The sequence below is a fragment of the Arthrobacter humicola genome, from assembly GCF_039531445.1.
Classification (GTDB): domain Bacteria; phylum Actinomycetota; class Actinomycetes; order Actinomycetales; family Micrococcaceae; genus Arthrobacter; species Arthrobacter humicola.
In genome coordinates this window covers 1-22748 of record NZ_BAAAQB010000034.1, presented here as the reverse complement: position 1 = coordinate 22748, position 22748 = coordinate 1, and the positions used below count along the sequence as shown (strand labels likewise).

The window sequence follows — 22748 nt, the reverse complement described above, 5'->3', positions numbered from 1 at the left end:
TTCAGCCCACCAGCTCGTAGGCCGGGGTGGTGAGGAAATCGGTGTAGTCCTCGGACAGGCAGATGTCGCCGATCAGGCGGCTGGCCGGAAGGTAGTGCTTCGCAAAAGCGTCCTCGCCCACCTCGCCGCGGAGCTTCTCGGTCTCCTCGGCGAGGATGGCGGACACCAGTTCGCGGGTGACGGTCCGGCCGGTGTCGGCGAGCACCGAGTGGTTGCGGATCTGCTGCCAGACCTGGGACCGCGAGATTTCTGCCGTGGCGGCGTCCTCCATCAGGTTGTGGATGGCCACGGCGCCGTTTCCGGAGATCCAGACGGCGGTGTAGGCCACGGCCACGTAGAGGTTCAGGCGCATGCCTGCCTCGGTCACCTGGCCCTGGGCGGAACGGATGTCCAGAAGCTGCTCGGCGGTGACGCTGACCTCGGGCCGCTGCTTGTCCAGCTGGTTGGGCCGCGCACCCAGGACGGAGTCGAACACCTCGCGGCAGATCGGCACCAGGTCCGGGTGCGCCACCCAGGAGCCGTCGAAGCCGTCGTTGGCCTCGCGGGTCTTGTCCGCCCGGACCTTCTCGAAGGCCTGAGCGGTCACCTCGGGTTCGCGCCGGTTGGGGATTACCGCCGCCATGCCGCCCATGGCAAAGGCGCCGCGGCGGTGGCAGGTCTTGACCAGGAGTTCGGTGTAGGCCCGCATGAACGGCGCGGTCATGGCGACGCTGGCCCGGTCGGGAAGGACAAAGCTCTCGCCGGCGTCCCGGAAGTACTTGATGATGCTGAACAGGTAGTCCCAGCGTCCGGCGTTCAAGCCGGAGGCGTGGTCGCGGAGTTCGAAGAGGATCTCGTCCATCTCGAAGGCCGCCGGGATGGTCTCGATCAGGACGGTGGCGCGGACGGTGCCCTGCGGGATGCCGAGATAGTCCTGCGCGAAGACGAAGATCTCGTTCCACAGCCGTGCCTCGAGGTGGCTCTCCATCTTGGGCAGGTAGTAGTACGGTCCGTGGCCGTTCTCCAGGAGCCGCTTGGCGGTGTGGAAGAAGTGCAGGCCGAAGTCCACCAGGGCGCCGATCGTGTGTTCCCCGCCGATCAGCAGGTGCCGTTCGCCCATGTGCCAGCCGCGGGGCCGGGCCACCACGACGGCGAGCGGGGCGTCAGTGCGCAGCGCGTACTCCTTGCCTTCGGGCGAGGTGTACTTCAGTGTTCCCTCGGCGGCGTCGCGGAGGTTGAGGATCGATTCGACCACATTGGACCAGGTGGGCGTGCTGGCGTCCTCGAGGTCGGCGAGCCACACCTTGGCGCCGGAGTTCAGCGCGTTGATGGCCATCTTGGCCGGGGCGGCCGGCCCGGTCATCTCGACCCGGCGGTCCTTCAGGGCTGCCGGTGCCGGAGCAACGCTCCAGTCGGCGTCGCGGATTTCCCGGGTCTCCGGCAGGAAGTCCAGGCGGCCGGTCCGGGCAACGTGCTCGCGCTTGACGGCTCTGGCCTTGAGAAGTTCGGCACGGGTTCCGGCAAAGCGGAGGTGAAGTTCCTCGACGAAGGCGAGAGCCTCCGGGGTCAGGATTTCCCCAGCCCGGTCGACGGGCTGGGGATCGGTGACGGTGAGAGCCATTTCTGGTCCTTTCCTAGGCTGCGAATCAGGCGTGGGCCGGGACGGCGCGGGTGGCGGCGTGCGCGGAGTTCGCGCGCGCCGCCGCGGCGACGGCGGCGGCGACGTCGGCGGCAACGTGCGGGTCGAAGACGCTGGGGATGATGTAGCTGGCATTGAGCTCATCGTCCGCCACGCGGTTGGCGATTGCCTTCGCGGCGGCCACCAGCATTTCCGGGATGATGTCGGAGGCGCCGGCGTCGAGCAGCCCGCGGAAGAAGCCCGGGAAGGCCAGTACGTTGTTGATCTGGTTGGGGTAGTCGCTGCGGCCGGTGGCCACAACGGCCGCGTGCTTCGACGCGATCACCGGGTCGATTTCCGGCGTGGGGTTGGCCATGGCAAAGACGATCGCATCCTTGGCCATGGAGGCAACCTGCTCCTCGCCGATCACGTTGGGGGCGCTGACGCCGATGAAGACGTCCGCACCCTTGAGGGCCTCGTGCAGGGAGCCCGAGAAGCCGGCCTCGTTGGTGTTGGCCGCGATCCAGGAGCGGTGTTCGTCGTCGTATTTGGCGCCGTGGTGGATGGCGCCGGAGCGGCCGGCGGCGATGATGTGGTTGGCGCCCTGGGCCTTGAGCAGTTGGATGATGGCCGAGCCTGCGGCGCCGACGCCGGAGACCACGATCTTGACATCGGCGAGCTTCTTGCCCACCACGCGCAGGGCATTGACCAGGGCGGCCAGGGTGACGATCGCGGTGCCGTGCTGGTCGTCATGGAAGACCGGGATGTCCAGTTCCGCACGGAGCCGGTTTTCAATCTCGAAGCAGCGCGGCGCGGCGATGTCTTCCAGGTTCACGCCGCCGTAGACGGGGGCGAGGGCCTTGACGATCATGATGATTTCCTCGGTGTCCTGGGTGTCCAGGCAGACCGGCCAGGCATCGACGTTGGCGAACTGCTTGAAGAGGGCGGCCTTGCCTTCCATGACCGGGAGCGCCGCGGCCGGGCCGATGTTGCCCAGGCCCAGGACGGCGGAGCCGTCGGTGACGACGGCGATGGTGTTGCGCTTGATGGTCAGGTTCCTCGCGGCGGAGGGGTCCTCCGCGATCGCCAGGCAGACGCGGGCGACGCCGGGGGTGTAGGCGCGGGAGAGGTCGTCGCGGTTGCGCAGGGCCACCTTCGGGACCACCTCGAGCTTCCCGCCAAGGTGCATCAGGAAGGTGCGGTCCGAGACATGCTGGACCTTCACGCCGTCGAGCGCGTTGAGGGCGTCCTTGACGCGGGCCGCGTGGTCGTCGTCGGTGGTGTTGCAGGTGACGTCGACGACGAGCGTGTCGTGGTGGGATTCGGTGACGTCCAGGGCGGTGATGGCCGCGCCTGCTCCGCCGACTGCCGCCGCCAGTTCGCTGGTGGCGGTGAAGCTGGACGGCGCTTCCACGCGCAGGGTGATCGAATTTCCGGGGCTGGGGTTCGCCATTGAGTTCCTCCTGGTATGGCCCGTGACGGGCCGCTCACGCTTCGATGGATGTTTTCGTATTATGGATATTATTATCTGCTTAGTGGAAAAACAACCCTTGTTGTGTCATTGGCCGGGTGGCGGGGTGCTGTATCTTTGGTTTTCAGCTGTATTTCACGATGTGGATAAGAAATGTCGACGCCGACGCGCAGGAGAGAATCTTTATGGCTGATAAGCCCTCGGGAGGCGTGCAGTCCGTTGAGCGCGTCTTCGAACTTCTGGAACTGATTACCGATGCGGGCGGCGAGGTCACCCTCAGCGAGCTGTCCAATTCCACCGATCTGCCCCTTCCCACCATTCACCGGCTCCTGCGCACCCTCGTTGCCCTGGGGTACATCCGGCAGCTGCCGAACCGCCGCTACGCGCTGGGGCCGCGCCTGATCCGCCTGGGTGAGGCGGCCAACAAGCAGCTCGGCTCGCTGGCCAGGCCCCAGCTCAAGTCTCTTGTGGACCGGCTGGGTGAAACGGCCAATATGGGTGTCCTGGACTCCGACATGGTCATCTACGTCGCCCAGGTGCCGTCGCTGCACTCGATGCGCATGTTCACCGAGGTGGGCAAGCGCGGCTACATGCACGCCACCGGCATGGGCAAGGCGATCCTGGCCCAGCTGGACGATGACACGGTCCGCGGCATCGTCGGACGCCAGGGGATGCCGACGCCCACCCCCAAGAGCATTGGCGACGTCGATACGCTCCTGGAAGACCTGAAGCTCATCCGCCAGCGCGGCTACTCCATTGACGAGGAAGAGCAGGAGGTTGGGGTGCGGTGCTTCGCGATGGCCATCCCCGATGCCCCGACGCCGGCCGCCATCTCCGTGTCCGGGCCCGTGTCCCGGGTGGACCAGGCATTCGCGGACAAGGCCGTGCCGCTGCTGCGGGAGGCCGCCCGCGCGATCTCGGACGAGCTCAAGCAGGGCTGATCCGCCGGGGCAAAACGCCGCCGTCCGGATCCGGACGCACGACAAGCGGGACCTACGGTGGTAGGCCCCGCAAGTCGCTGCCGTGTGCGGGATGGACGGACGCCTAGTGCTCGTCGGCTGCAATCCTGGACTGCTCTACGGGAACTTCCTTGCCGTCGCAGTCAAACAGTTTGCCGTTCTCGTAGCGGTCGCCCTCAGCGAGGCATTTAAGGTCTTCCTGACGGATGACCCTGTCGGTTCCGGCCACGAAGACCGACTGGTTCTCGGAGTTCCCGGCCTTCAGGTGGTTGAAGAGCAGGTTCAGCAGGATGGCCATGAGGGCTGCCGAGCTGATGCCGGAGTGGAAGATGGTGCTGAACCAGGTGGGGAACTTGTCGTAGAAGGTCGGTGCGGCGATCGGAATCATGCCGAAGCCCAGTGACGCCGCGACGACGATCAGGTTCATGTTGTTGCGGTATTCCACTTTGGCGAGGGTCCGGATGCCGCTTGCGGCGACGGTGCCGAAGAGGACGACGCCTGCACCGCCCAGGACGGGCGTCGGCACCGAGGCCACGACGCGGCCCAGGACGGGAAGCAGGCCGAGGACCACCAGGATGAGCCCGCCGGCGCTGACCACGAAGCGGCTCTTGACGCCAGTGATGGCAACCAGGCCCACGTTCTGGGCGAAGGCGCTCTGGGTGAATGAGTTGAACAGCGGCGAGATGGCGCTGGAGAGCATGTCCGCCCGGAGACCGTCGCCAATCCGCCTGGAATCAACCTTGGTGCCGACGATGTCGCCCACGGCAATGATGTCGGCCGAGGTTTCGGTCAGGGTGACCAGGATGACGATCAGCATCGAAATGATCGAGGCGACCTCAAAGGTGGGAGGGCCGAAAGCAAACGGTGTGGGGAAGGCGACGATTGCGCCCTGGGCCACCTTGGAAAAATCTGCCATGCCGACTGCGAAGGCGATCAAGGTGCCCAGAACCATCGCGAGCAGGATCGAAAGCCTCGAGATCGCGGCATTCCCCACCTTGCTGAGTAGCAGGACAATCGCCATGGTGACCGCGGCGAGGCCGATGTTTGCCACGCTTCCGTAGTCCGGCGCCTTGCTGTTGCCGCCCATGGCCCAGTTGGCGGCAACCGGCATCAGCGTCAGGCCGATGGTGGTAATGACCACACCGGTCACCACCGGAGGAAAGAAGCGGATAATCTTCGAGAACAGGGGCGTGATGAGCAGCCCGATCAGCGATGCCGCGATGACGGAGCCGAACACGGCCTGGATGCCGCCACCGCCGTGGACGATCGCCACCATCGTGGAAACGCCGGCAAATGAAACGCCCTGCACGAGCGGGAGCCGGGACCCGAAGAACGGGATGCCGATGGTCTGCAGGATGGTGGCGAGGCCGCCGACGAAGAGGCAGGCGGCGATCAGCAGGCCGATGTCCTGCGACGACATGCCGGCGGCCGCGCCGATGATCAGCGGCGGGGCGATGATTCCGCCGTACATGGTGAGAACGTGCTGCAATCCGTACGCGAATGTGCTTCCCAGCGGCAGGCGCTGGTCTTCGGGGCGACCGGACCGAGCGGCGCGTGCCGCTGTCGCGGCTAATTTCTTCTTGGTGTTCATGGCAGACTTTCTTGGTTCATGGCAGACGTCTTTGTCTGGCTAACGGTGTCTGGCTAACAGTTGTGGCAAAGCAATTCGGCCCGTTTCCCTGGGTTCTTGTCCGGCTGTTCCCCGTGCCGGAGCAGCGTAAGACCGGACAAGAACCCGGGGTCGCGCCGGGCAAGCGCGCGGTTCCGGGACCGGCCTAGCAGAATCCTGCGATACCGCTCCAGGCGATCTCCGCGGGGCCGGCGTCCTCGCGCTGGACCGTGGCCTCGATCAGGCCGTAGGGCCGGTCCGCGGCAAAGAAGACCTCGTTGGGGTTGTCGAGGCCAAACGGTGAGAGATCGACGAGGAAATGGTGCTTGTTGGGCATGGAGAACTTGATCTCGTCGATCTCTCCGTGGGCCTCGAGGACCTTGGCGCCCATGTCGAAAAGCGTCTGCTGCAGGGCGTGGGAGTAGTTTTCGCTAAACCCTTCCAATAGCAGGCTCTTGACGTCGTCGTAGCTCTTGTTGAAGTCGGTGGTGCTGAAGTCGGTGCCGGTCTTGAAGCGCCAGCGGGCGGAGACGTCCGTGGCAAGGATACGATCCGTGGTTTCCGGCAGCGTAGTGTATTTGTCCCGTGGGTAGCCCACAAAGCCGGACTGCGTGGACTTGAGGACCGTGAGGTCCTTGAGCCCGGAAATCAGGTGCACGTCGGCGCCGTCCCGGACCAATACCGCGGTGCGCACCTCCTGGCCGTTGCGGACGAAGGAGTGGTCGTGCTCGGCGCCGTGCGCCTGGATGCGGTCCCAACTGTACGACTCCGCTTCCCACCGGCCGCCGGAGACCCAGTCGAAGCTCGAGGTGAAGTGCTCGCCCAACCGCAGAAGGAACGCTTCCGGGGAGCCGACGCCCTCCCGGGCGAAAGCGTAGATCGTGTTCTTCTGGGTGTCGGTGGCGACGACATGACCGTTGTCGCCCGCAAGGTGTGCGGCGGCGAAATCGCCGCGGAGCTGTGAGGTGACGTTCAGGTCCTCGATCTCGTGGCGGTCCGTGTCCCGGGTGATTTTGACGACCCGGACTTCGGCCTTTCCGTACTGGTTGTGGCCGAGGATGATCTTGTTGCTCATGGCTATTCCCAACTTCCGTGATGTGGAACCTAGGTTCCATCATTGAAATTAAGCGCGTGTTTCGCACGCGTTTCCGATGGAGCCGACCCAACAAAAAGAGCCGACGTCCAGTGACGTCAGCTCATTACAACCCTGCCTGCTGCTCCCAGGTTACGTGACCTACGCCACGAGTTGGTTTAAACACTAGCCCGGCAGGGCCGTGGTGTACATCACTTTTTCAAAAATCGGATTGTGACTGGCGCTCCTCCCGGCGGTCCGGCCTCGGCCCTTGACCGCCGCTGCGGCGCTCCCTAAGATTTCCACATAACAATAAAAATTTTCCAAAATGTGGAAAAGTGGATGCAGCCCCGGCGCGGCCCTTGAGGGACTGGGGGCCGCGCCGGGAACGAGGAGGAACCGATGGACCCGCAGGATAAGGGCGTTGCCGCTGATTTTCCGGCCGCCGGTCAAGAGCTGTATCTGCCTTTCGGCGGCACGGACCCGGACTTCTACATCCCGGCCGACCATGAGCGGACATCAGGCGGCATCTCCCGCTGGTTCCGGATGCTGCCTGTGTTCGGACGCCGGCAGCCCTGACGGCGTCCGAACACAGGCCGCGCCGTCGCGTAACGGCCGGCTGTCGGATGGGCGCGCCGGCCCTAGTCGCCGACCAGTTTCCGCGCAGCCGCCGAGTGCTCCGCGATGAGCCCGGCGATATCCAGCCCTGGAATCTGCCCGTCGACCACCCGCCACTGGCCAGCCACCATGACGCGGTCGGCCCGGTCCGCCCCGCAGAGCAGGAGCGCGGCCAGCGGGTCGTGGCTGCCGGAGAACCGCAGCTCGTCAAGCCGGAAAAGGGCCAGGTCAGCCTGCATCCCGGGCGCCAGTTGGCCCAGGTCCGGCCGGCCGAGGGCCGCGGCCGACCCCCGGGTGGCCCACCCCAGGGCCCGTTCCACCGGCACCTGGGCGCCGTACCGCAGGCGCTGCAGATACAGTGCCTGCCGCGCCTCAAGGATCATGTTTGAGGCATCGTTCGACGCCGAACCATCCACGCCCAGTCCCACCGGGACGCCGGCATCCTCAAGCTCAATCACCCGAGCGGTGCCCGATGCCAGCCGCATGTTGGAGGTGGCGCAATGCGCGACGGCGGTCCCTGCGGCTCCCAGCGCCGCAATCTCGGCGTCGCTGAAGTGAATGCCGTGCCCCAGCCAGGTCCTGCCGCTGAGCCAGCCGACACTTTCCAGGTACTCCACGGTGCGTAGTCCGAATTTCTCCCGGCAGAACTCCTCCTCATCCAGCGTCTCGGCGAGATGGGTGTGGAGCCGGACATCCAGGCGCTCGGCCATGGCGGCGCTGTTGGACATAATCTCCTGCGTCACGGAAAACGGTGAACACGGGGCGAGGGCGATCTGGATGACTGCGCCGTCGCCCCGTTCGTGGTACTCGCCGATGAGCCTCTCGCTGTCCGTCAGGATGATATCCGCCGCCTGCACGGTGGACTGCGGAGGCAGGCCGCCGTCGTCCTCCCCGAGGGTCATCGACCCCCGGGTGAGGGTCGCCCGCATTCCCAGTTTCCGGACCGCGCCGACCTCGATGTCGATGGCGTCTTCCAGGCCGGAGGGAAAGAGGTAGTGGTGGTCCGCGGCCGTGGTGCAGCCGGAAAGCAGGAGTTCTGCCAGGGCAACGGTGGCTGCCAGCTCCAGGTCCCGCGGGGTGAGCCGCGCCCATACCGGGTATAGCTTCTGCAGCCACGGGAACAAGGGGGCGTTTGCCACCGGGCCCCAGGCTCGGGTGAGCGTCTGGTAGAAGTGGTGATGGGTGTTGATCAGGCCGGGCAGCAGGACGTGGTTGCCGGCGTCGAACGTTTCCTGGCATGGTGCCGACGGCTGCTGGCCGGCGGCCAGAACTTCGACGATGATTCCGCCGCTCACCACGATTCCGCCGGAGGCGTCGAGGGCGTTGGCGGTGAAAGCTCCAAGGGGATTGCGGATCCAAAGGCGGGAGTCGGAGGGGCGCGTAGGCATGGCAGGTTTCCTGTCTGAGCGTAGGGACGTAGGCCAGCTCAGTGTGGGCCTGTCTGCTGATCCAGGCGTCCGGCTCGAGGCGCCGGTTGGAGATCAGGCTAGGCTGGCGGAGGCGTGCCCGTCAACAGTGCGCATTGTGACCACTCGGAAATCAGAATTTCACATCACGAAACTAGGATTCCAAAAATCTATGGCGCAGCTCACGTTTCGCTGCTACTCTGGAGTTTGCCAAAGGCGGGCCCCGGTTTCCGGAGAAGCTATCTACCAGGCGCAAGTACACCTTCAAAAGCACGCGCTGAAGCCTGGTAACCGTCGCAACTGGTCATTGCGTCCCATTCGTCGGACCGGCTTCCACAGCACAAGGGAGCCGCATCATGAGCGCCACCGCCCAGGCATATCTGGCCAGGTCCATTGAGCTGGCCACGGCAAACGTCCTGAACAACGGCGGACCGTTCGGTGCCGTCGTTGTCACCGCGGACGGACAGGCGTTCGACGGCGTCAACCGCGTCACCGCCCTGAACGACCCCACCGCGCACGCCGAAGTCACCGCAATCCGCCGCGCGTGCAGCGAACTTGGCACCTTCGCCCTCACCGGAGCCATCCTTTACAGCAGCTGTGAGCCCTGCCCCATGTGTCTGGCGTCCGCGCTGTGGGCGCGGGTCGCGCGGGTGGTCTTCGCGGCGGACCGCCATGACGCCGCGTCCGCGGGTTTCGACGACGCCGTGTTCTATGAATTCTTCGAAAACGACCAGCGCGACGCCCTGATGCCTGTGGGCAAACTGGAACTTCACGACCCGCAGGCGCCGGCCGTCCTGGAACCCTTCACAACATGGAATGCCCTTGATTCCCGAATTGACTACTAAGGTCCTTCCACCGGCCCATGACGGGCACAAGAATATGGACATCATCGCCGCACCGGGAAAGAGGGAGCAGCAATGCTGGAACTGATGCCGTCATTGCAGGAATGGCAGCCCGCCGTTAGCGGGCAGCGGTGCGCCGTGGCCACAGTGGTAGGGGCGGCAGGTTCCGTTCCCCGGCCGCTCGGAACGTCCATGATCGTGTCCGAGGCCGGCGAGGTCCTGGGCAGCCTGTCGGGCGGCTGCGTCGAAGGTGCCGTGGTGGAGTTGGCGTTGGAGGCCATGCGCGACGGCGGCACCCGCCGTGAAGTTTTCGGCTACAGCGCCGAAGACGCGTTCGCAGCCGGGCTCACCTGCGGCGGCGAACTGGAAATCCACATTGAACCGCTGGGCACCGAACCAGGCACCTTGCAGCGTGAAAGCCTGGCCGCCCTTGGAGCCCGCGGACCCGCAACGCCTGTGGCACTGATCCGCAGGGTCGACGCGCACGGCGGCGGCGCCGTCGTTGTCCCGGAGCCCGCAGCCTACCAGGCCGAAACCTGCCCCGAACTGGCCCTGCTGCTGGGCCCGTCCGGCGGGGGCGGCCCGGCGGGCCGCGCGCTCGTGCAGGCCGCAGCCGCCCAGGTGGAGCCGCTGCTGCGCCGGGGACAGACCGGGCTGGTCCGGCTCGCCCCACCGGACGGTTGCCTGTCCGGCCCCGCAGCCGAGCGGGCATCCGGACCGGCTGGCGTCCGGGAGGCTCGGGCCACGAACAACGAGCCTGTAACCCTCCTGGTGCAGAGCCGGCGCCCGCCGGCACGGCTGCTGATCTTCGGCGCCAACGACTTCGGCGCGGCGCTGCTGCCGGCCGCCAAGCTACTCGGATATGACGTGACGCTCTGTGATGCCCGCCCGGCTTTCGCGGCCCAGGACAGGTTCGCCGGCGCCGACCAGGTGGTCACCGCGTGGCCCCACCGCTACCTCGCGCAGGAAGCCGCGGCGCGAAGGACCGACGCCCGGACCGTGGTCTGCATCCTCACACACGACCCCAAATTCGACATTCCGCTGCTTGAAACCGCTCTGGGCCTCGAGTTGGCCTATATAGGTGCGATGGGATCGCGGCGAAGCCACCAGCAGCGGGCCGAGTCCCTCCTCGCCGCGGGCGTGCCCGCCGCGGAACTGTCCCGGCTGCATTCGCCGATCGGCCTCGACCTCGGAGCCGTCACCCCGGCCGAGGTGGCGGTCTCCATCACGGCGGAGGTCCTGGCGCGCCGCGGACACGGCACGGACCCCGACGGTACAGCTTCGGCCGGAATATCCCGGGCAAATCGTCCCCCGGCCCAGTGCAAGTCCTTGAAGGACGGTGCGGGTCCGATCCACCACCGGGGCGGCAGCTCCGCCGCCCCACAGGCCGCAACCCTGACCCCCTCACCCCGGCAGCCCCAGGAGACACCATGGATATGAACACCATCGAAGCGGTGGTCCGCACCGGGGATCCCGGCGAGTGGCGCAACGGGGATGCCTGGCTGGCCGGCGGCACCGTCTTGTTCTCCTACGGCAGCTTCGCCTTCGGCAAGGAGCCGCTCCGGCGGCTGCTGGACCTCAGCGCCACCAACTGGCCCGCCCTCACGGTGACCGACTCGGGTATCGAGATCGCGGCCACATGCACGGTTGCACAACTGTACGCACTGCCGGATTCGGACGCGCTGGCCCTTGTTGCAGGGAGGAACCGGGGTGAAGTGGTCGCCGGCGCAGCCGCCTGGCCGGCCCTGGACCTGATCCGTCCCTGCTGCGACTCCTTTGTGGCTTCCTTCAAGGTCTGGAACATGTCCACAGTGGGCGGCAACCTGTGTACCTCGCTGCCGGCCGGCCCCATGATCTCGCTTTGTGCCGCGCTCGACGGCACGGCCACCATTTTCGGCCCCGGCCCCGGCGGCGCCAGCCGCACCGTGCCGGTGGCCGAGTTCGTTACGGGGGACGCGAAGAACTGCCTGGCCCCCGGCGAGCTCCTGCGCAGCATCCACCTCCCGGCGTCGGCCCTGTCCTCGCGGGTGGCCTTCCGCAGGCTCTCGCTGAGCAACCTGGGGCGGTCCGGCGCGCTGCTGATCGGACGGTCCGACGCCCACGGCGCACTGGTCCTGACCGTCACGGCGGCCACCAAACGGCCCGTGCAGCTGCGCATTACGGCGGCTCGGGGCGCAGGCCCATCCGCGTCGGCCCTGGTCGCCGCCCTCGATGCTGCCATCCCGGACTCGCTTTATCACGATGACATCCACGGGCTGCCGGCCTGGCGGAAGGACATGACGTACCGGCTCGCAGAGGAAATCCGGGCGGAGCTGGCCGCGCCCGAAGGAGTTGCCCCGGCCCGAGTCTCCGGCGACTTCTGGCCGCCACGGCGCACGCCCGGCCCCGCCACACCAACACCGGAACAGTCACAGCAGGAAGGGCGCTGATCATGGCCAACAACACCAGCCGCACCGACACTAGCCGCATCGTTGTCAATGGGACTGCGGCAGCGGACAGCCCGCGGCCGGGCCAGTGCCTGCGGACGTTCCTGCGGGAACAGGGCGCCCTCGGCGTCAAGAAGGGCTGCGACGGCGGCGACTGCGGGGCCTGCACGGTCCACGTGGACGGAACCCCGGTGCACAGCTGCATCTACCCGGCCGTCCGGGCAGCGGGACGAGCCGTCACCACGATCGAAGGACTGGCTGCCACCTGTGACCCCGGCGGACCTGACACCCCAGGCGGCGGCGCCGCCGGGACCACAGCACTCCACCCGATGCAGCAGCAGTTCCTGGACCGGCAGGGCTTCCAGTGCGGTTTCTGCACGGCGGGCATGGTGATGACGGCGGCCACCTTCGACGACGAGCAGAAGGCGGACCTGCCGCGGAACCTCAAGGGCAATCTGTGCCGCTGCACCGGCTATCGCGCCATCGAAGACGCTGTCTGCGGGCGGGAAGGGCACCCCGACGCCGCAGGTCCGGGATCCGGGGTCGCCGGACCAAGCCAGCCGGCACCGCGTCCCGGACAAATGGGCGATGACGTTCCGGCACCCGCCAGCTTCGCCGTCGTCACGGGACAGGCCCGCTACACCCTGGACGTCCCCGCCGACGAAATGCCCGGACTGCTGCACCTGAAGCTGCTGCGCTCACCGTACGCCCACGCCCGGGTGGTCGCCATCGATAAGTCCGCAGCGTTGCAGGTCCCCGGAGTCGTGGCCGTCTTCACCCATGAGGACGCCCCGGCCCAGCTGTTTTCCACGGCCCAGCACGAGCAGCACACCGACGACCCGGATGACACCCGGGTCCTCGACGACGTCGTACGGTTCATCGGGCAAAAGGTCGCCGCCGTCGTAGCTGAATCTGTTGCCGCGGCGGAAGCCGGAGTCCTCGCCCTGGCCGTCGAATACGAGGTCCTGCAGGCCGTCTTCACTCCCGAAGAAGCGATGCACCCGGGTGCGCCGGCGATCCACGGGGACAAGGACGCCCTCACAGCCCGCATCGGCAGACCGGAGCAGAACGTGGTGGCCGAACTGCACTCCGAGCTGGGCGACGTCGCCGCGTCCTTCGCCACCGCGGACTTCATCCACGAGCAGACCTACCGGACCCAGCGGGTTCAGCACACCGCACTGGAGACCCACGCCGCCATCGCCTCGATCGATGACGATGGACGGCTGCAGGTCCGAACGTCCAGCCAGGTGCCCTTCCTGGTCCGGCGCACCCTGGGCCGGGTCTTCGGTCTGCCGGAAGAACAGATCCGGGTGGTGGCCGGCCGCGTTGGCGGCGGCTTCGGCGGCAAGCAGGAAGTCCTCACCGAGGACATTGTGGCCCTCGCCGCGCTGACACTGCGGCGCCCGGTGCAGCTTGAATTCACCCGCACCGAGCAGTTCACGGCCGCCACCACCCGGCACCCGTTCACTATCCACCTCAAGGCCGCCGCCAGCAACGAGGGCAAACTGACGGCGCTTCAACTGGACGTGCTGACCAACGCCGGCGCCTATGGCAACCATTCCGTGGGCGTGATGTTCCACGGCTGCGGCGAATCCCTGGCCGTGTACAACTGCGCCAACAAGAAAGTGGATGCCCACGCCGTGTATACCAACACGGTGCCGTCCGGCGCGTTCCGCGGCTACGGGCTGAGCCAGGTGATCTTCGCCATCGAATCCGGCATGGACGAGCTCGCGACCGGGATCGGCATGGACCCGATGGAGTTCCGCCGCCGCAATATGGTCCGCGAGGGCGACGACATGCTCTCCACCCACCCCGACCCCGAAGAGGACGTGCTCTACGGCAGTTACGGCCTGGACCAGTGCACCCGGCTGGTACAGGATGCCCTGGACCGCGGCCGGGAACGCTACCGGGTCGCCGGACTCGAGGACCTCGGCCCGGACTGGGTCACGGGGGAGGGCTCCGCCCTGTCCATGATCGACACCGTCCCGCCGCGCGGCCACTTTGCCCACTCACGGCTCCGGCTCCTGCCCGACGGGACCTACGCCGCCGCCGTCGGGACGGCTGAATTTGGCAACGGCACCACCACCGTCCACGCCCAGCTCGCCGCCACCGCCCTGTCCACCACTGCCGCCCGCGTCACTGTGCGGCAGTCCGACACCGACCTCGTCGAGCACGACTCCGGTGCGTTCGGCTCGGCCGGCACCGTGGTGGCCGGGAAGGCCACGCTCGCCGCCGCCGAGGACCTCGCCGTGCGCATCCGCGCCTTCGCCGCCAGACTCCGGCAGGTCCCCGCCGCCGGGTGCGTGCTGGAGGCGGACGCCGTCGTCCGCGAGGGAACCCGGGTGCCGCTGACGGAAATATACGACGCCGCTAAGCAGTCCGGCGTCGAACTCGCCGCCGAGGGTCACTGGGGCGGGACGCCGCGCTCCGTGGCGTTCAACGTCCAGGGTTTCCGGGTGGCCGTGAACACCGGGACCGGTGAGCTGCGGATCCTGCAAAGCGTCCAGGCGGCCGACGCCGGCATGGTGGTCAATCCGCGCCAGTGCCGCGGCCAGATCGAAGGCGGCATCGCCCAGGCCCTCGGTGCCGCGCTGTACGAGGAAGTCAGGGTGGACGACGCCGGCCGCGTCACTACGGACATCCTCCGGCAATACCACATCCCCTCCTTCGCGGACGTGCCGCGCAGCGAGGTGTACTTCGCCGACACCAGCGACAAACTGGGCCCGCTCGGCGCCAAGTCCATGAGCGAAAGCCCCTTCAACCCGGTGGCGCCGGCGCTCGCGAACGCCATCCGGAACGCCACCGGCGTGAGGTTCGCGGAGCTGCCCATCTCCCGCGACAAGATCTACCTGGGACTGAAGGAAGCCGGGCTGGTCCCCTCCCGCTAGACCCAACGTGGGGCCGTAGGAACGGTTTGTGACTGGCCGCGATCCGGTGACCCTTGACTGACACGTGATCCAGGTCATACCGTTATTTCACTACTCGATACCCATCTTCCGCATTGTGGAATGAATGCAATGACGCTCCTGCCGGTAGTTTCCGGCACATATCCCAGCGCGGAATGCATGGAAGACATCTTCAAGAAGTGAGATCACGATGCAGACGACCCCGTTGACCGGCGTCGACCCGGCTCCCGAGACCGCAGTTGGCTTGAGCAAAGCTGCCCACCCTTCCATGGGTGTCGACGCGCTTTGCGAAGCAGCCAGCGCCGCCTCCGGCCGAACGATCAGCCCTTCCCTTTACAACATCGACCTTGCCCCGACGAAGCGGGAAGGTCGCCGCTGGACCAGCTACAGCATTTTCACGCTCTGGGCCAACGACGTCCACAGCCTCGGAAACTATGCCTTTGCCATCGGGCTCTTCGCCCTCGGGCTGGGCGGCTGGCAGATCCTTCTCGCCCTGGGCGTCGGAGCCGTCCTCTTGTTTGGGCTTCTCAGCTTCTCCGGTTTTATGGGTGTCAAGACCGGCGTCCCGTTCCCGGTCATGAGCCGGATCAGCTTCGGCATCAGGGGAGCACAGATCGCCAGCCTCCTGCGCGGGGCGGTGGCCGTGGCGTGGTTCGGTATCCAGACGTACCTGGCATCTGTGGTGCTCCGCGTCATGCTCGTGGCCATGGTCCCCTCGCTGCGGGAGCTGGACGCCAACTCCATCCTCGGCCTCTCCACGCTGGGCTGGGCCTCGTTCGTGTTCCTCTGGATCGTCCAACTGGTCATCGTCAGCTTCGGCATGGAAATGATCCGCAAGTATGAAGCCTTCGCCGGGCCCATCATCCTGGTGACCATGGCGGCCATGGCCATCTGGATCTTCGTTCAAGCCGGCGGCTCCATCGCCTGGACCTCGAACCACGCCCTCGAAGGCGCCGAAATGTGGCGCACCATCTTTGCCGGCGGTGCGCTGTGGGTGTCCATCTACGGAACGTTCGTCTTGAACTTCTGTGACTTCACCCGGTCCGCCGTCTCCAAGAAGGCGGTGGTGCGGGGCAACTTCTGGGGTATCCCCATCAACATGCTTCTCTTCGGCGCGATCGTTGTGGTCATGGCCGGCGGCCAGTTCAAGATCAACGGCACGATCATCAAGAGCCCGTCGGACATCGTCCAGACCATCCCGAACACGATGTTCCTGGTCCTGGCCTGCCTTGCGCTGCTGATCCTGACCATCGCCGTGAACCTGATGGCCAACTTTGTGGCTCCCGTCTATGCGCTGACCAACCTCTTCCCGAAGCACCTGAACTTCCGCAAGGCGGCCTGGGTCAGCGGCACGATCGGCCTCATCATCCTGCCGTGGAACCTGTACAACAACCCGATCGTGATCGTGTACTTCCTGGGCGGACTCGGAGCGCTGCTCGGCCCGCTATTCGGCGTCGTAATGGCCGATTACTGGCTGCTGCGCCGCGGCAAGGTCAACGTCCTGGAGCTCTACACCGAGGACCCGGCGGGAGCCTACTTCTACAAGAAGGGCTTCAATCCCCGGGCGATCATTGCTTTGGTGCCGGCCGCCTGCGTTGCGCTCCTGGTCGCCTTTGTTCCGGCGCTCGAAGCCGCCGCCCCGTTCGCGTGGTTCGTCGCAGCCGGCATCGCCGCGGCGGTCTACTACGCCATCTCGGACCGCTCCCAGCGGCTCGTCGACGTCGACGGCGAAGCAATCGCCGTCGCCAGCAACCACTGACCCATCTGTCCGAAAGCGGAAAGCACCATGCGCATTCTTGTCGCCAACGTCAACACCACGCAGTCCATGACAGACACCATCGCCGCCCAGGCACGCCAGGCCGCGCTGCCGGACACGGAGATCGTGGGACTCACTCCCCGCTTCGGCGCCGACTCCTGCGAGGGAAACTTTGAGAGTTACCTCGCGGCGATCGCCGTCATGGACAGGGTCCTGTCCTATCCGGAGCCGTTCGACGCCGTCATCCAGGCCGGCTACGGTGAGCACGGCCGCGAAGGACTCCAGGAGCTCCTCGACGTTCCGGTAGTGGACATCACCGAAGCGGCCGCGAGCACCGCGATGTTCCTTGGCCACAAATACTCCGTGATTACCACCCTGGACCGTGCCGTCCCCCTGATCGAGGACCGGCTGAAGCTGGCCGGCCTCGACGCCCGGTGCGCCTCGGTCCGGGCCAGCGGAATGGCCGTGCTGGAACTCGAGGAGGAACCGGAGCGCGCCGTGGAAGCCATCATCGAACAGGCACTCCTGGCGGTCCGCGAGGACAAGGCGGAAGTCATCGTCCTCGGGTGCGGCGGCATGGCCGGCCTGGACGAGGAGATCCGTAAGCGTGCCGGCGTCCCCGTGGTGGACGGGGTGGCGGCTGCCGTCACCATCGCCGAATCGCTGGTCCGGTTGGGACTGAGCACTTCAAAAGTCCGGACCTATGCCACCCCGCGGCCCAAGACGGTCATCGGATGGCCGCTGACGGGGGCCGCCACGGCGGCGATGCCCTGAGCCGGAGCTAGAGGCGCCCGACGCCGTCGGCCACTCACATTGAGGGCGCCGACGGCTTATAGTCGGACGATGGAACAGCGAATGTTGGGCAAGACCGGACGGAACGTCTCCATCGTTGGCCTGGGGACCTGGCAGCTGGGCGCGGACTGGGGCAACGTGGATCCCGCGCAGGCGCAGGCTGTTCTCGCCGCTGCGGCGGAGGCAGGCGTCACCTTCTTTGATACCGCCGACGTCTACGGCGACGGGCGCAGCGAGCAGGCCATCGGAGCGTTCCTGGCGGACAACCCCGGCCTGGACATCACGGTGGCCACCAAGATGGGCCGGCGGGTGGAACAGACGCCGGAGAACTACAACCTGGCCAACTTCCGCGAATGGACGGACCGCTCCCGGCGGAACCTGGGGATGGACTGCCTGGATCTGGTCCAGCTGCATTGCCCGCCCACCGCCGTGTACAGCAACGCCGAAGTCTACGACGCATTGGACACCCTCGTGGCCGACGGCGCCATCCGGAACTACGGCGTCAGTGTGGAGCGGACCGACGAAGCCCTCGAAGCCATCCGCCACGAAGGCACGTCAACGGTGCAGATTATCTTCAACGCCTTCCGGCTCAAGCCCCTGGACGAGGTGCTTCCCGCCGCACAGGCAGCCGGTGTGGGCGTCATTGCTCGCGTGCCCCTTGCCTCCGGGCTGCTGTCAGGCAAGTACACCAAGGACACGTCCTTCGCGGAGAACGACCACCGGAACTACAACCGCACCGGCTCCGCGTTCGATGTCGGGGAGACCTTCTCGGGCGTGGACTTTGAGCAGGGCCTCAAAGCGGTCGCCGAGTTCGAGGAACTGGTGCCCGACGGCGTCAGCACCGCCCAGGCCGCGATCGCCTGGATCGCGGCGCAGGACGGCATCAGCACGGTGATTCCGGGGGCGCGGAACGTGGACCAGGCGCGCTCCAACGCCGCCGCGGCGGGCGTCAGCGGCATTGACGCCACATTCGACGTCGGCGTCCGGGAAATCTATGACCGCTACTTCCGCGAATCGATCCACCCGCGCTGGTAAGGCGCAGGATTCTCCACGGTCAGGCGCACTTCGGCAGCGAGGAATTGACCCGTGACCAAACGATCGGACTACAGAGCGGTCCTGGAATCGCTCCCGCCTGAGAAGTGGGTGGGATACCTGAACGCCGAATCCGGCCTTCCCGGTCCCAGGGGGAACATTGAACTTGCGGAGGCGTTCGCTGATGTGGCTGACCCTGCGCTGATCCGGACGTGCGCGGAGAGCCCGGACGAATACCTGGCGACGTGCGGCGCCGTCGGCTTTGGCCGACTGCTGGCCGACGGCGAGCGGCACGCCGCCGAGACGTTGAGGGTGCTGGCGGCCGATTCGCGCTGGCGCGTGCGAGAGGGCGCTGCCATGGCCCTGCAGCGGCTCGGCGATGAGAATATGCCGTCGTTGTGGACCCTGGCTGAGGATTGGGTAGATGGTCCGCCGCTGGTGCAACGCGCCCTTGCGGCCGGTATCTGCGAACCCCGCCTGCTTCGCGCACCCGACGACGCCGTCCGGGCCCTGGACACCCTGGACCGGATCACAGCGTCATTCCGGGGCATGGATCATCAATCGCGGCGTGACGAGCAGTTCCGCGTGCTGCGGCAGGGGCTTGGGTACTGCTGGAGCGTCGCAATTGCGGCTGCACCGGCGGAGGGTTTCGGACGCCTGGAAAGGTGGGCCGCCAGCGACGACAAGGATGTGCGCTGGATCGTGCGGGAGAACCTCACGAAGGCACGGTTGGCCAAGGCCGACCCTGCAGCTGCCCAACGCGTGGCCGCCGTCCTGGAGCGGGCCGGCAAATGACCGCTTCTTCCCTCGATGCCTTCATTGACCGGCTCGCTTCGGTGGAAACAGGGCCCTGGTGCAACAACTTCTTCGATCACGCCATCCCGGGGAACGCGCAGCGCCGGCAGAACCTGCGTATCTACCTGCAGGAGATGCTGAACCGCTCCCCGCAGGTGTTGCTGCTGGGCGAAGCCCCCGGTTTCCGGGGCATGCGGATCACCGGCGTGCCCTTCACCAACCGGACCATTTTGGAGGGGCCCGCCAACGGCTTCGGGCTCTTCGGGCCGGGAAAGGGCTACGTGCTGCCGGCGGACGCCGCCGGCGTCGCGGCGGAGCCGACCGCAACGGTGCTGTGGGAGGTCCTGGCCGAGCTGGACTTCCTTCCCCTGTTATGGAGCGCCTGCCCGTGGCATACCCACATGCCGGGTCGGCCGCTGTCCAACCGCACCCCGACATCCGCCGAAGCAGCCCTCGGAACCCCGTTTTGGCAGGCGCTAACAGAGCTGTTTCCCATCGAAGCCGTGGTGGCGGTAGGCAATGTGGCGCACCGCAGCCTGCAACGCAGCGGCCTGGACGCACCGAAAATCAGGCATCCTGCCCACGGCGGCCGCTCCGGATTCAAACGCGGCCTGCAGGAGCTGCTGGGCACCTCCGGCTAAGACCAACCCTCGGTTGCCGCGCCGGACCCTAATCCAGCAGGTGCAACTGGTCCGGGGTGTCGAGGTCCTCACCGCCGGAGAGGTCACTGCAATCCACCAGATCAACCAGATCCGGGCGGGCCTGCAGGAAGACGCGCGCCCCGGCGTCGCCCGTCGCCGTTTCCGCGGCCGCAGCGCGAAGGCCGGCATCCAGGAGCAGCGGATGTCCCCGCCGTAGCTTGCCCTGCGGGCCGCGGTAGGCGGCCGCCGTCACCCGGCCCGGCCGATGGGCCGCCAGCAGCCGGGCGACCGTCCCGGCGGTCAGGCCGGGCTGGTCCACGAGCGCGATGAGCACATGATCCTCCGGAGGCGCCGCGGCGACCCCCGCCCGGAAGGAGCTGCCCATCCCGGACTCCCAGTCCGGGTTTTCGATGACCTTGTGCCGGCTGAGGTCGGTGGTGGCGCGGACCGTTGCCGCGTCCGCGCCGAGCACCGTCACCACTTCCCGGCAGCCGCCCTGCAGCAGCATGTCAGCGAGCACTTCGACGAGCGTGCGGCCGCGGAACCGGAGCAGCGCCTTGGGGCCGAGCCCCAGCCGTGTGCCGGCGCCGGCGGCAAGCAGCACCGCCGTCGTGCGTGTAGTCGGGCTCAGGGTTCCGCTGTCGCTCATCTGCCCACCCTAACGCGCGCCTCGAACGCAACGCTCAGGAGTCGCCGCCCGCTCCGCCGGTGGTCCCGGCGTTGACATCCAGGAGCTTGTAGCGGTCCATGGCGTACGACGGCGCGCCCCCCTCCACGTCGCCCCTCGCCGCGAGCAGCTGCAGGGTCTTCACCACGATCGAGTGGGTGTCGTTCTTGAAGAAGCGGCGTGCCGCGGCGCGGGTGTCGGAGAAGCCGAAGCCGTCCGCGCCGAGGGAGGCGAACTGGTGCGGGAGGAACTGCCGGATCTGGTCCGGCACGGCCTTCATGTAGTCGGTCACGGCCACGATCGGACCGGTCGCGTCCGCGAGCTGCTGGGCCACGAACGGGACGCGGGCCGGCTGGCCGGGGTTGAGGAAGGCCTCTTCCTCGGCGGCCATGGCGTCGCGGCGCAGTTCGCTCCAGGACGTCACGGACCACACATCGGCGGAGACGCCCCAGTCCTCGGCGAGGATCCGCTGGGCTTCGAGAGCCCAGGGGACGGACACGCCGGAGGCAAGGATCTGGCTCTTCGGCCCGGCCACTTCCGAAGCCGACACCCGGTAGATGCCCTTCAACACACCGTTGACGTCGAGGTTCTCGGGTTCGGCCGGCTGGGAGATCGGCTCGTTGTAGACCGTGAGGTAGTACATCAGGTTCCGGTCTTCGGAGTCGGGTCCGTACATCCGCTCCAGGCCGTCGCGCATGATCACGCCGATCTCGTAGCCGTACGCGGGGTCGTAGGTGACGACGGCCGGGTTGGTGGCGGCGAGGATCGGGGAGTGGCCGTCGGCGTGCTGCAGGCCTTCACCGGTCAGGGTGGTGCGGCCGGCGGTGGCGCCGATGATGAACCCGCGGGTCATCTGGTCCGCGGCGGCCCAGAAGGAGTCGCCGGTGCGCTGGAAACCGAACATCGAGTAGAACACGTAGATCGGCACGAGCGGTTCGCCGTGCGTGGCGTACGAGGTGCCCGCGGCGGTGAACGCGGCCACCGCGCCGGCCTCATTGATGCCCGGGTGGATCAGCTGGCCCTGGGCCGATTCCTTGTAGGCCAGGACGAGGTCCCGGTCCACGGAGAGATAGCCCTGGCCGTCCGGGTTGTAGATCTTTGCCGAGGGGAAGAACGCGTCCATGCCGAAGGTGCGGGATTCGTCCGGAACGATCGGGACAATGCGGTGTCCGAACTTCTTGTCCCGGAGCAGGTCCTTGAGCAGGCGCACAAAGGTCATGGTCGTGGCGGCCTGCTGCTTTCCCGAGCCGCGCTTGGCCACCTCATAGGTTTTGCGGTCGGGAAGCTCCACGGGCGCGTGGTCCGGCCGGCGTTCGGGGACGAAGCCGCCGAGGGCGCGGCGGCGTTCCATGAGGTACTGGATTTCGGGTGCGTCCGGGCCGGGGTGGTAGTACGGGGGCCGGTAGGGGTCGGCTTCGAGCTGGTCATCGGTGATGGGGATGCGCAGGTGGTCGCGGAAGGCCTTCAGGTCCGCGAGGGTGAGCTTCTTCATCTGGTGCGTGGCGTTGCGGCCCTCGAAGTGGGTGCCCAGGCCGTAGCCCTTGACCGTGTGGGCCAGGATGACCGTCGGCTTGCCCTTGAACTCGGTCGCGGCCTTGTACGCGGCGTAGACCTTGTTGTAGTCGTGGCCGCCGCGCTTGAGGTTCCAGATCTGGTCGTCGGTGAGGTCCTGGACCATTTCCTTGGTCTGCGGGGTCTGGCCGAAGAAGTGTTCGCGGACGAACGCGCCGGATTCGGCCTTGTAGGTCTGGTAGTCCCCGTCGACGGTCTCGTTCATGATCTTCACGAGCGAGCCGTCCTCGTCCTTGGCCAGCAGGTCATCCCACTCCCGGCCCCAGACGACCTTGATCACGTTCCAGCCCGCGCCGCGGAAGAACGCCTCGAGTTCCTGCATGATCTTCCCGTTGCCCCGGACCGGGCCGTCCAGGCGCTGGAGGTTGCAGTTGATCACGAAGTTCAGGTTGTCCAGCTTGTCGTTCGCGGCGAGCTGGAGCAGGCCGCGGGACTCGGGCTCGTCCATTTCCCCGTCGCCCAGGAACGCCCAGACCTGCTGGTCGGAGGTGTCCTTGATGCCGCGGTTGTGCAGGTACCGGTTGGACTGGGCCTGGTAGATCGCGTTCATCGGCCCGATGCCCATCGAGACCGTGGGGAACTCCCAG

The 22748-nt window shown here is 67.0% G+C and carries 18 protein-coding genes; 11 read left to right on the top strand and 7 right to left on the bottom strand.

Annotated features, from left to right (window positions below):
• Position 1: 1 nt before the first annotated feature.
• A complete protein-coding gene (gene aceB, locus ABD243_RS11925; RefSeq protein WP_344365791.1) occupies positions 2-1600 on the bottom strand; it encodes a malate synthase A in 1599 nt (532 codons plus the stop codon).
• A 25-nt stretch (positions 1601-1625) separates the two neighbouring features.
• Positions 1626-3050: an NAD-dependent malic enzyme gene (locus ABD243_RS11920; RefSeq protein WP_344365789.1), complete on the bottom strand. Its 1425-nt coding sequence runs from the start codon at positions 3048-3050 to the stop codon at positions 1626-1628.
• A 203-nt stretch (positions 3051-3253) separates the two neighbouring features.
• Between ABD243_RS11920 and ABD243_RS11915 the strand changes: the two genes are divergently transcribed.
• Complete coding sequence (locus ABD243_RS11915; protein ID WP_116767191.1) at positions 3254-4009, top strand: IclR family transcriptional regulator; 756 nt, start codon at positions 3254-3256, stop codon at positions 4007-4009.
• Positions 4010-4112: 103 nt separating this feature from the next.
• Here the strand turns inward: ABD243_RS11915 and ABD243_RS11910 are convergent, their stop codons facing one another.
• The gene (locus ABD243_RS11910) at positions 4113-5618 is read right to left on the bottom strand and encodes a nucleobase:cation symporter-2 family protein (protein ID WP_344365785.1); all 1506 of its coding nucleotides are present in this window, start codon (positions 5616-5618) and stop codon (positions 4113-4115) included.
• Between the two features lie 184 nt (positions 5619-5802).
• Positions 5803-6711 carry a factor-independent urate hydroxylase gene (pucL, locus tag ABD243_RS11905; RefSeq protein WP_344365782.1) on the bottom strand — a complete coding sequence of 303 codons (909 nt, stop codon included), beginning with the start codon at positions 6709-6711 and terminating at the stop codon, positions 5803-5805.
• A 399-nt stretch (positions 6712-7110) separates the two neighbouring features.
• Between pucL and ABD243_RS11900 the strand changes: the two genes are divergently transcribed.
• Positions 7111-7287 carry a hypothetical protein gene (locus ABD243_RS11900; RefSeq protein WP_344365780.1) on the top strand — a complete coding sequence of 59 codons (177 nt, stop codon included), beginning with the start codon at positions 7111-7113 and terminating at the stop codon, positions 7285-7287.
• Positions 7288-7349: 62 nt separating this feature from the next.
• Here the strand turns inward: ABD243_RS11900 and ABD243_RS11895 are convergent, their stop codons facing one another.
• Entirely contained in the window at positions 7350-8714 is a 1365-nt protein-coding gene (locus ABD243_RS11895; RefSeq protein WP_344365778.1) for an 8-oxoguanine deaminase, read from the bottom strand.
• 374 nt (positions 8715-9088) lie between these two features.
• Between ABD243_RS11895 and ABD243_RS11890 the strand changes: the two genes are divergently transcribed.
• The 9 genes from ABD243_RS11890 (at position 9089) to ABD243_RS11850 (ending at position 19922) form a co-directional block, all read left to right on the top strand.
• Positions 9089-9577 carry a nucleoside deaminase gene (locus tag ABD243_RS11890; RefSeq protein WP_344365775.1) on the top strand — a complete coding sequence of 163 codons (489 nt, stop codon included), beginning with the start codon at positions 9089-9091 and terminating at the stop codon, positions 9575-9577.
• Positions 9578-9649: 72 nt separating this feature from the next.
• A complete protein-coding gene (locus tag ABD243_RS11885) occupies positions 9650-11014 on the top strand; it encodes an XdhC family protein (RefSeq protein WP_344365773.1) in 1365 nt (454 codons plus the stop codon).
• Positions 11005-12003 carry an FAD binding domain-containing protein gene (locus ABD243_RS11880; RefSeq protein WP_344365770.1) on the top strand — a complete coding sequence of 333 codons (999 nt, stop codon included), beginning with the start codon at positions 11005-11007 and terminating at the stop codon, positions 12001-12003. The genes ABD243_RS11885 and ABD243_RS11880 overlap by 10 nt, the downstream gene beginning before the upstream one ends.
• Positions 12004-12005: 2 nt before the next feature.
• Complete coding sequence (locus ABD243_RS11875) at positions 12006-14888, top strand: molybdopterin-dependent oxidoreductase (protein ID WP_344365768.1); 2883 nt, start codon at positions 12006-12008, stop codon at positions 14886-14888.
• 208 nt (positions 14889-15096) lie between these two features.
• The gene (locus tag ABD243_RS11870) at positions 15097-16665 is read left to right on the top strand and encodes an NCS1 family nucleobase:cation symporter-1 (RefSeq protein ID WP_344365764.1); all 1569 of its coding nucleotides are present in this window, start codon (positions 15097-15099) and stop codon (positions 16663-16665) included.
• Positions 16666-16692: 27 nt separating this feature from the next.
• Positions 16693-17436 carry an aspartate/glutamate racemase family protein gene (locus ABD243_RS11865; protein WP_344365762.1) on the top strand — a complete coding sequence of 248 codons (744 nt, stop codon included), beginning with the start codon at positions 16693-16695 and terminating at the stop codon, positions 17434-17436.
• A gap of 69 nt (positions 17437-17505) precedes the next feature.
• Entirely contained in the window at positions 17506-18489 is a 984-nt protein-coding gene (locus ABD243_RS11860) for an aldo/keto reductase (RefSeq protein ID WP_344365759.1), read from the top strand.
• Between the two features lie 51 nt (positions 18490-18540).
• Positions 18541-19281 (top strand): HEAT repeat domain-containing protein, encoded by a 741-nt coding sequence (locus ABD243_RS11855; protein WP_344365757.1) that lies wholly within the window; start codon positions 18541-18543, stop codon positions 19279-19281.
• On the top strand, positions 19278-19922 hold the full coding sequence (locus ABD243_RS11850; RefSeq protein WP_344365754.1) for a uracil-DNA glycosylase: 645 nt from the start codon (positions 19278-19280) through the stop codon (positions 19920-19922). The genes ABD243_RS11855 and ABD243_RS11850 overlap by 4 nt, the downstream gene beginning before the upstream one ends.
• 28 nt (positions 19923-19950) lie before the next feature.
• Here the strand turns inward: ABD243_RS11850 and nboR are convergent, their stop codons facing one another.
• Together nboR and aceE are read right to left on the bottom strand one after the other, a co-directional pair.
• Positions 19951-20571, bottom strand: a complete 621-nt coding sequence (nboR, locus tag ABD243_RS11845; RefSeq protein ID WP_344365750.1) for a nicotine blue oxidoreductase — start codon at positions 20569-20571, stop codon at positions 19951-19953.
• Between the two features lie 34 nt (positions 20572-20605).
• Positions 20606-22748, bottom strand: a 2143-nt coding sequence (gene aceE, locus ABD243_RS11840) for a pyruvate dehydrogenase (acetyl-transferring), homodimeric type (protein ID WP_344365747.1), incomplete at its 5' end; no start/stop codon positions are given.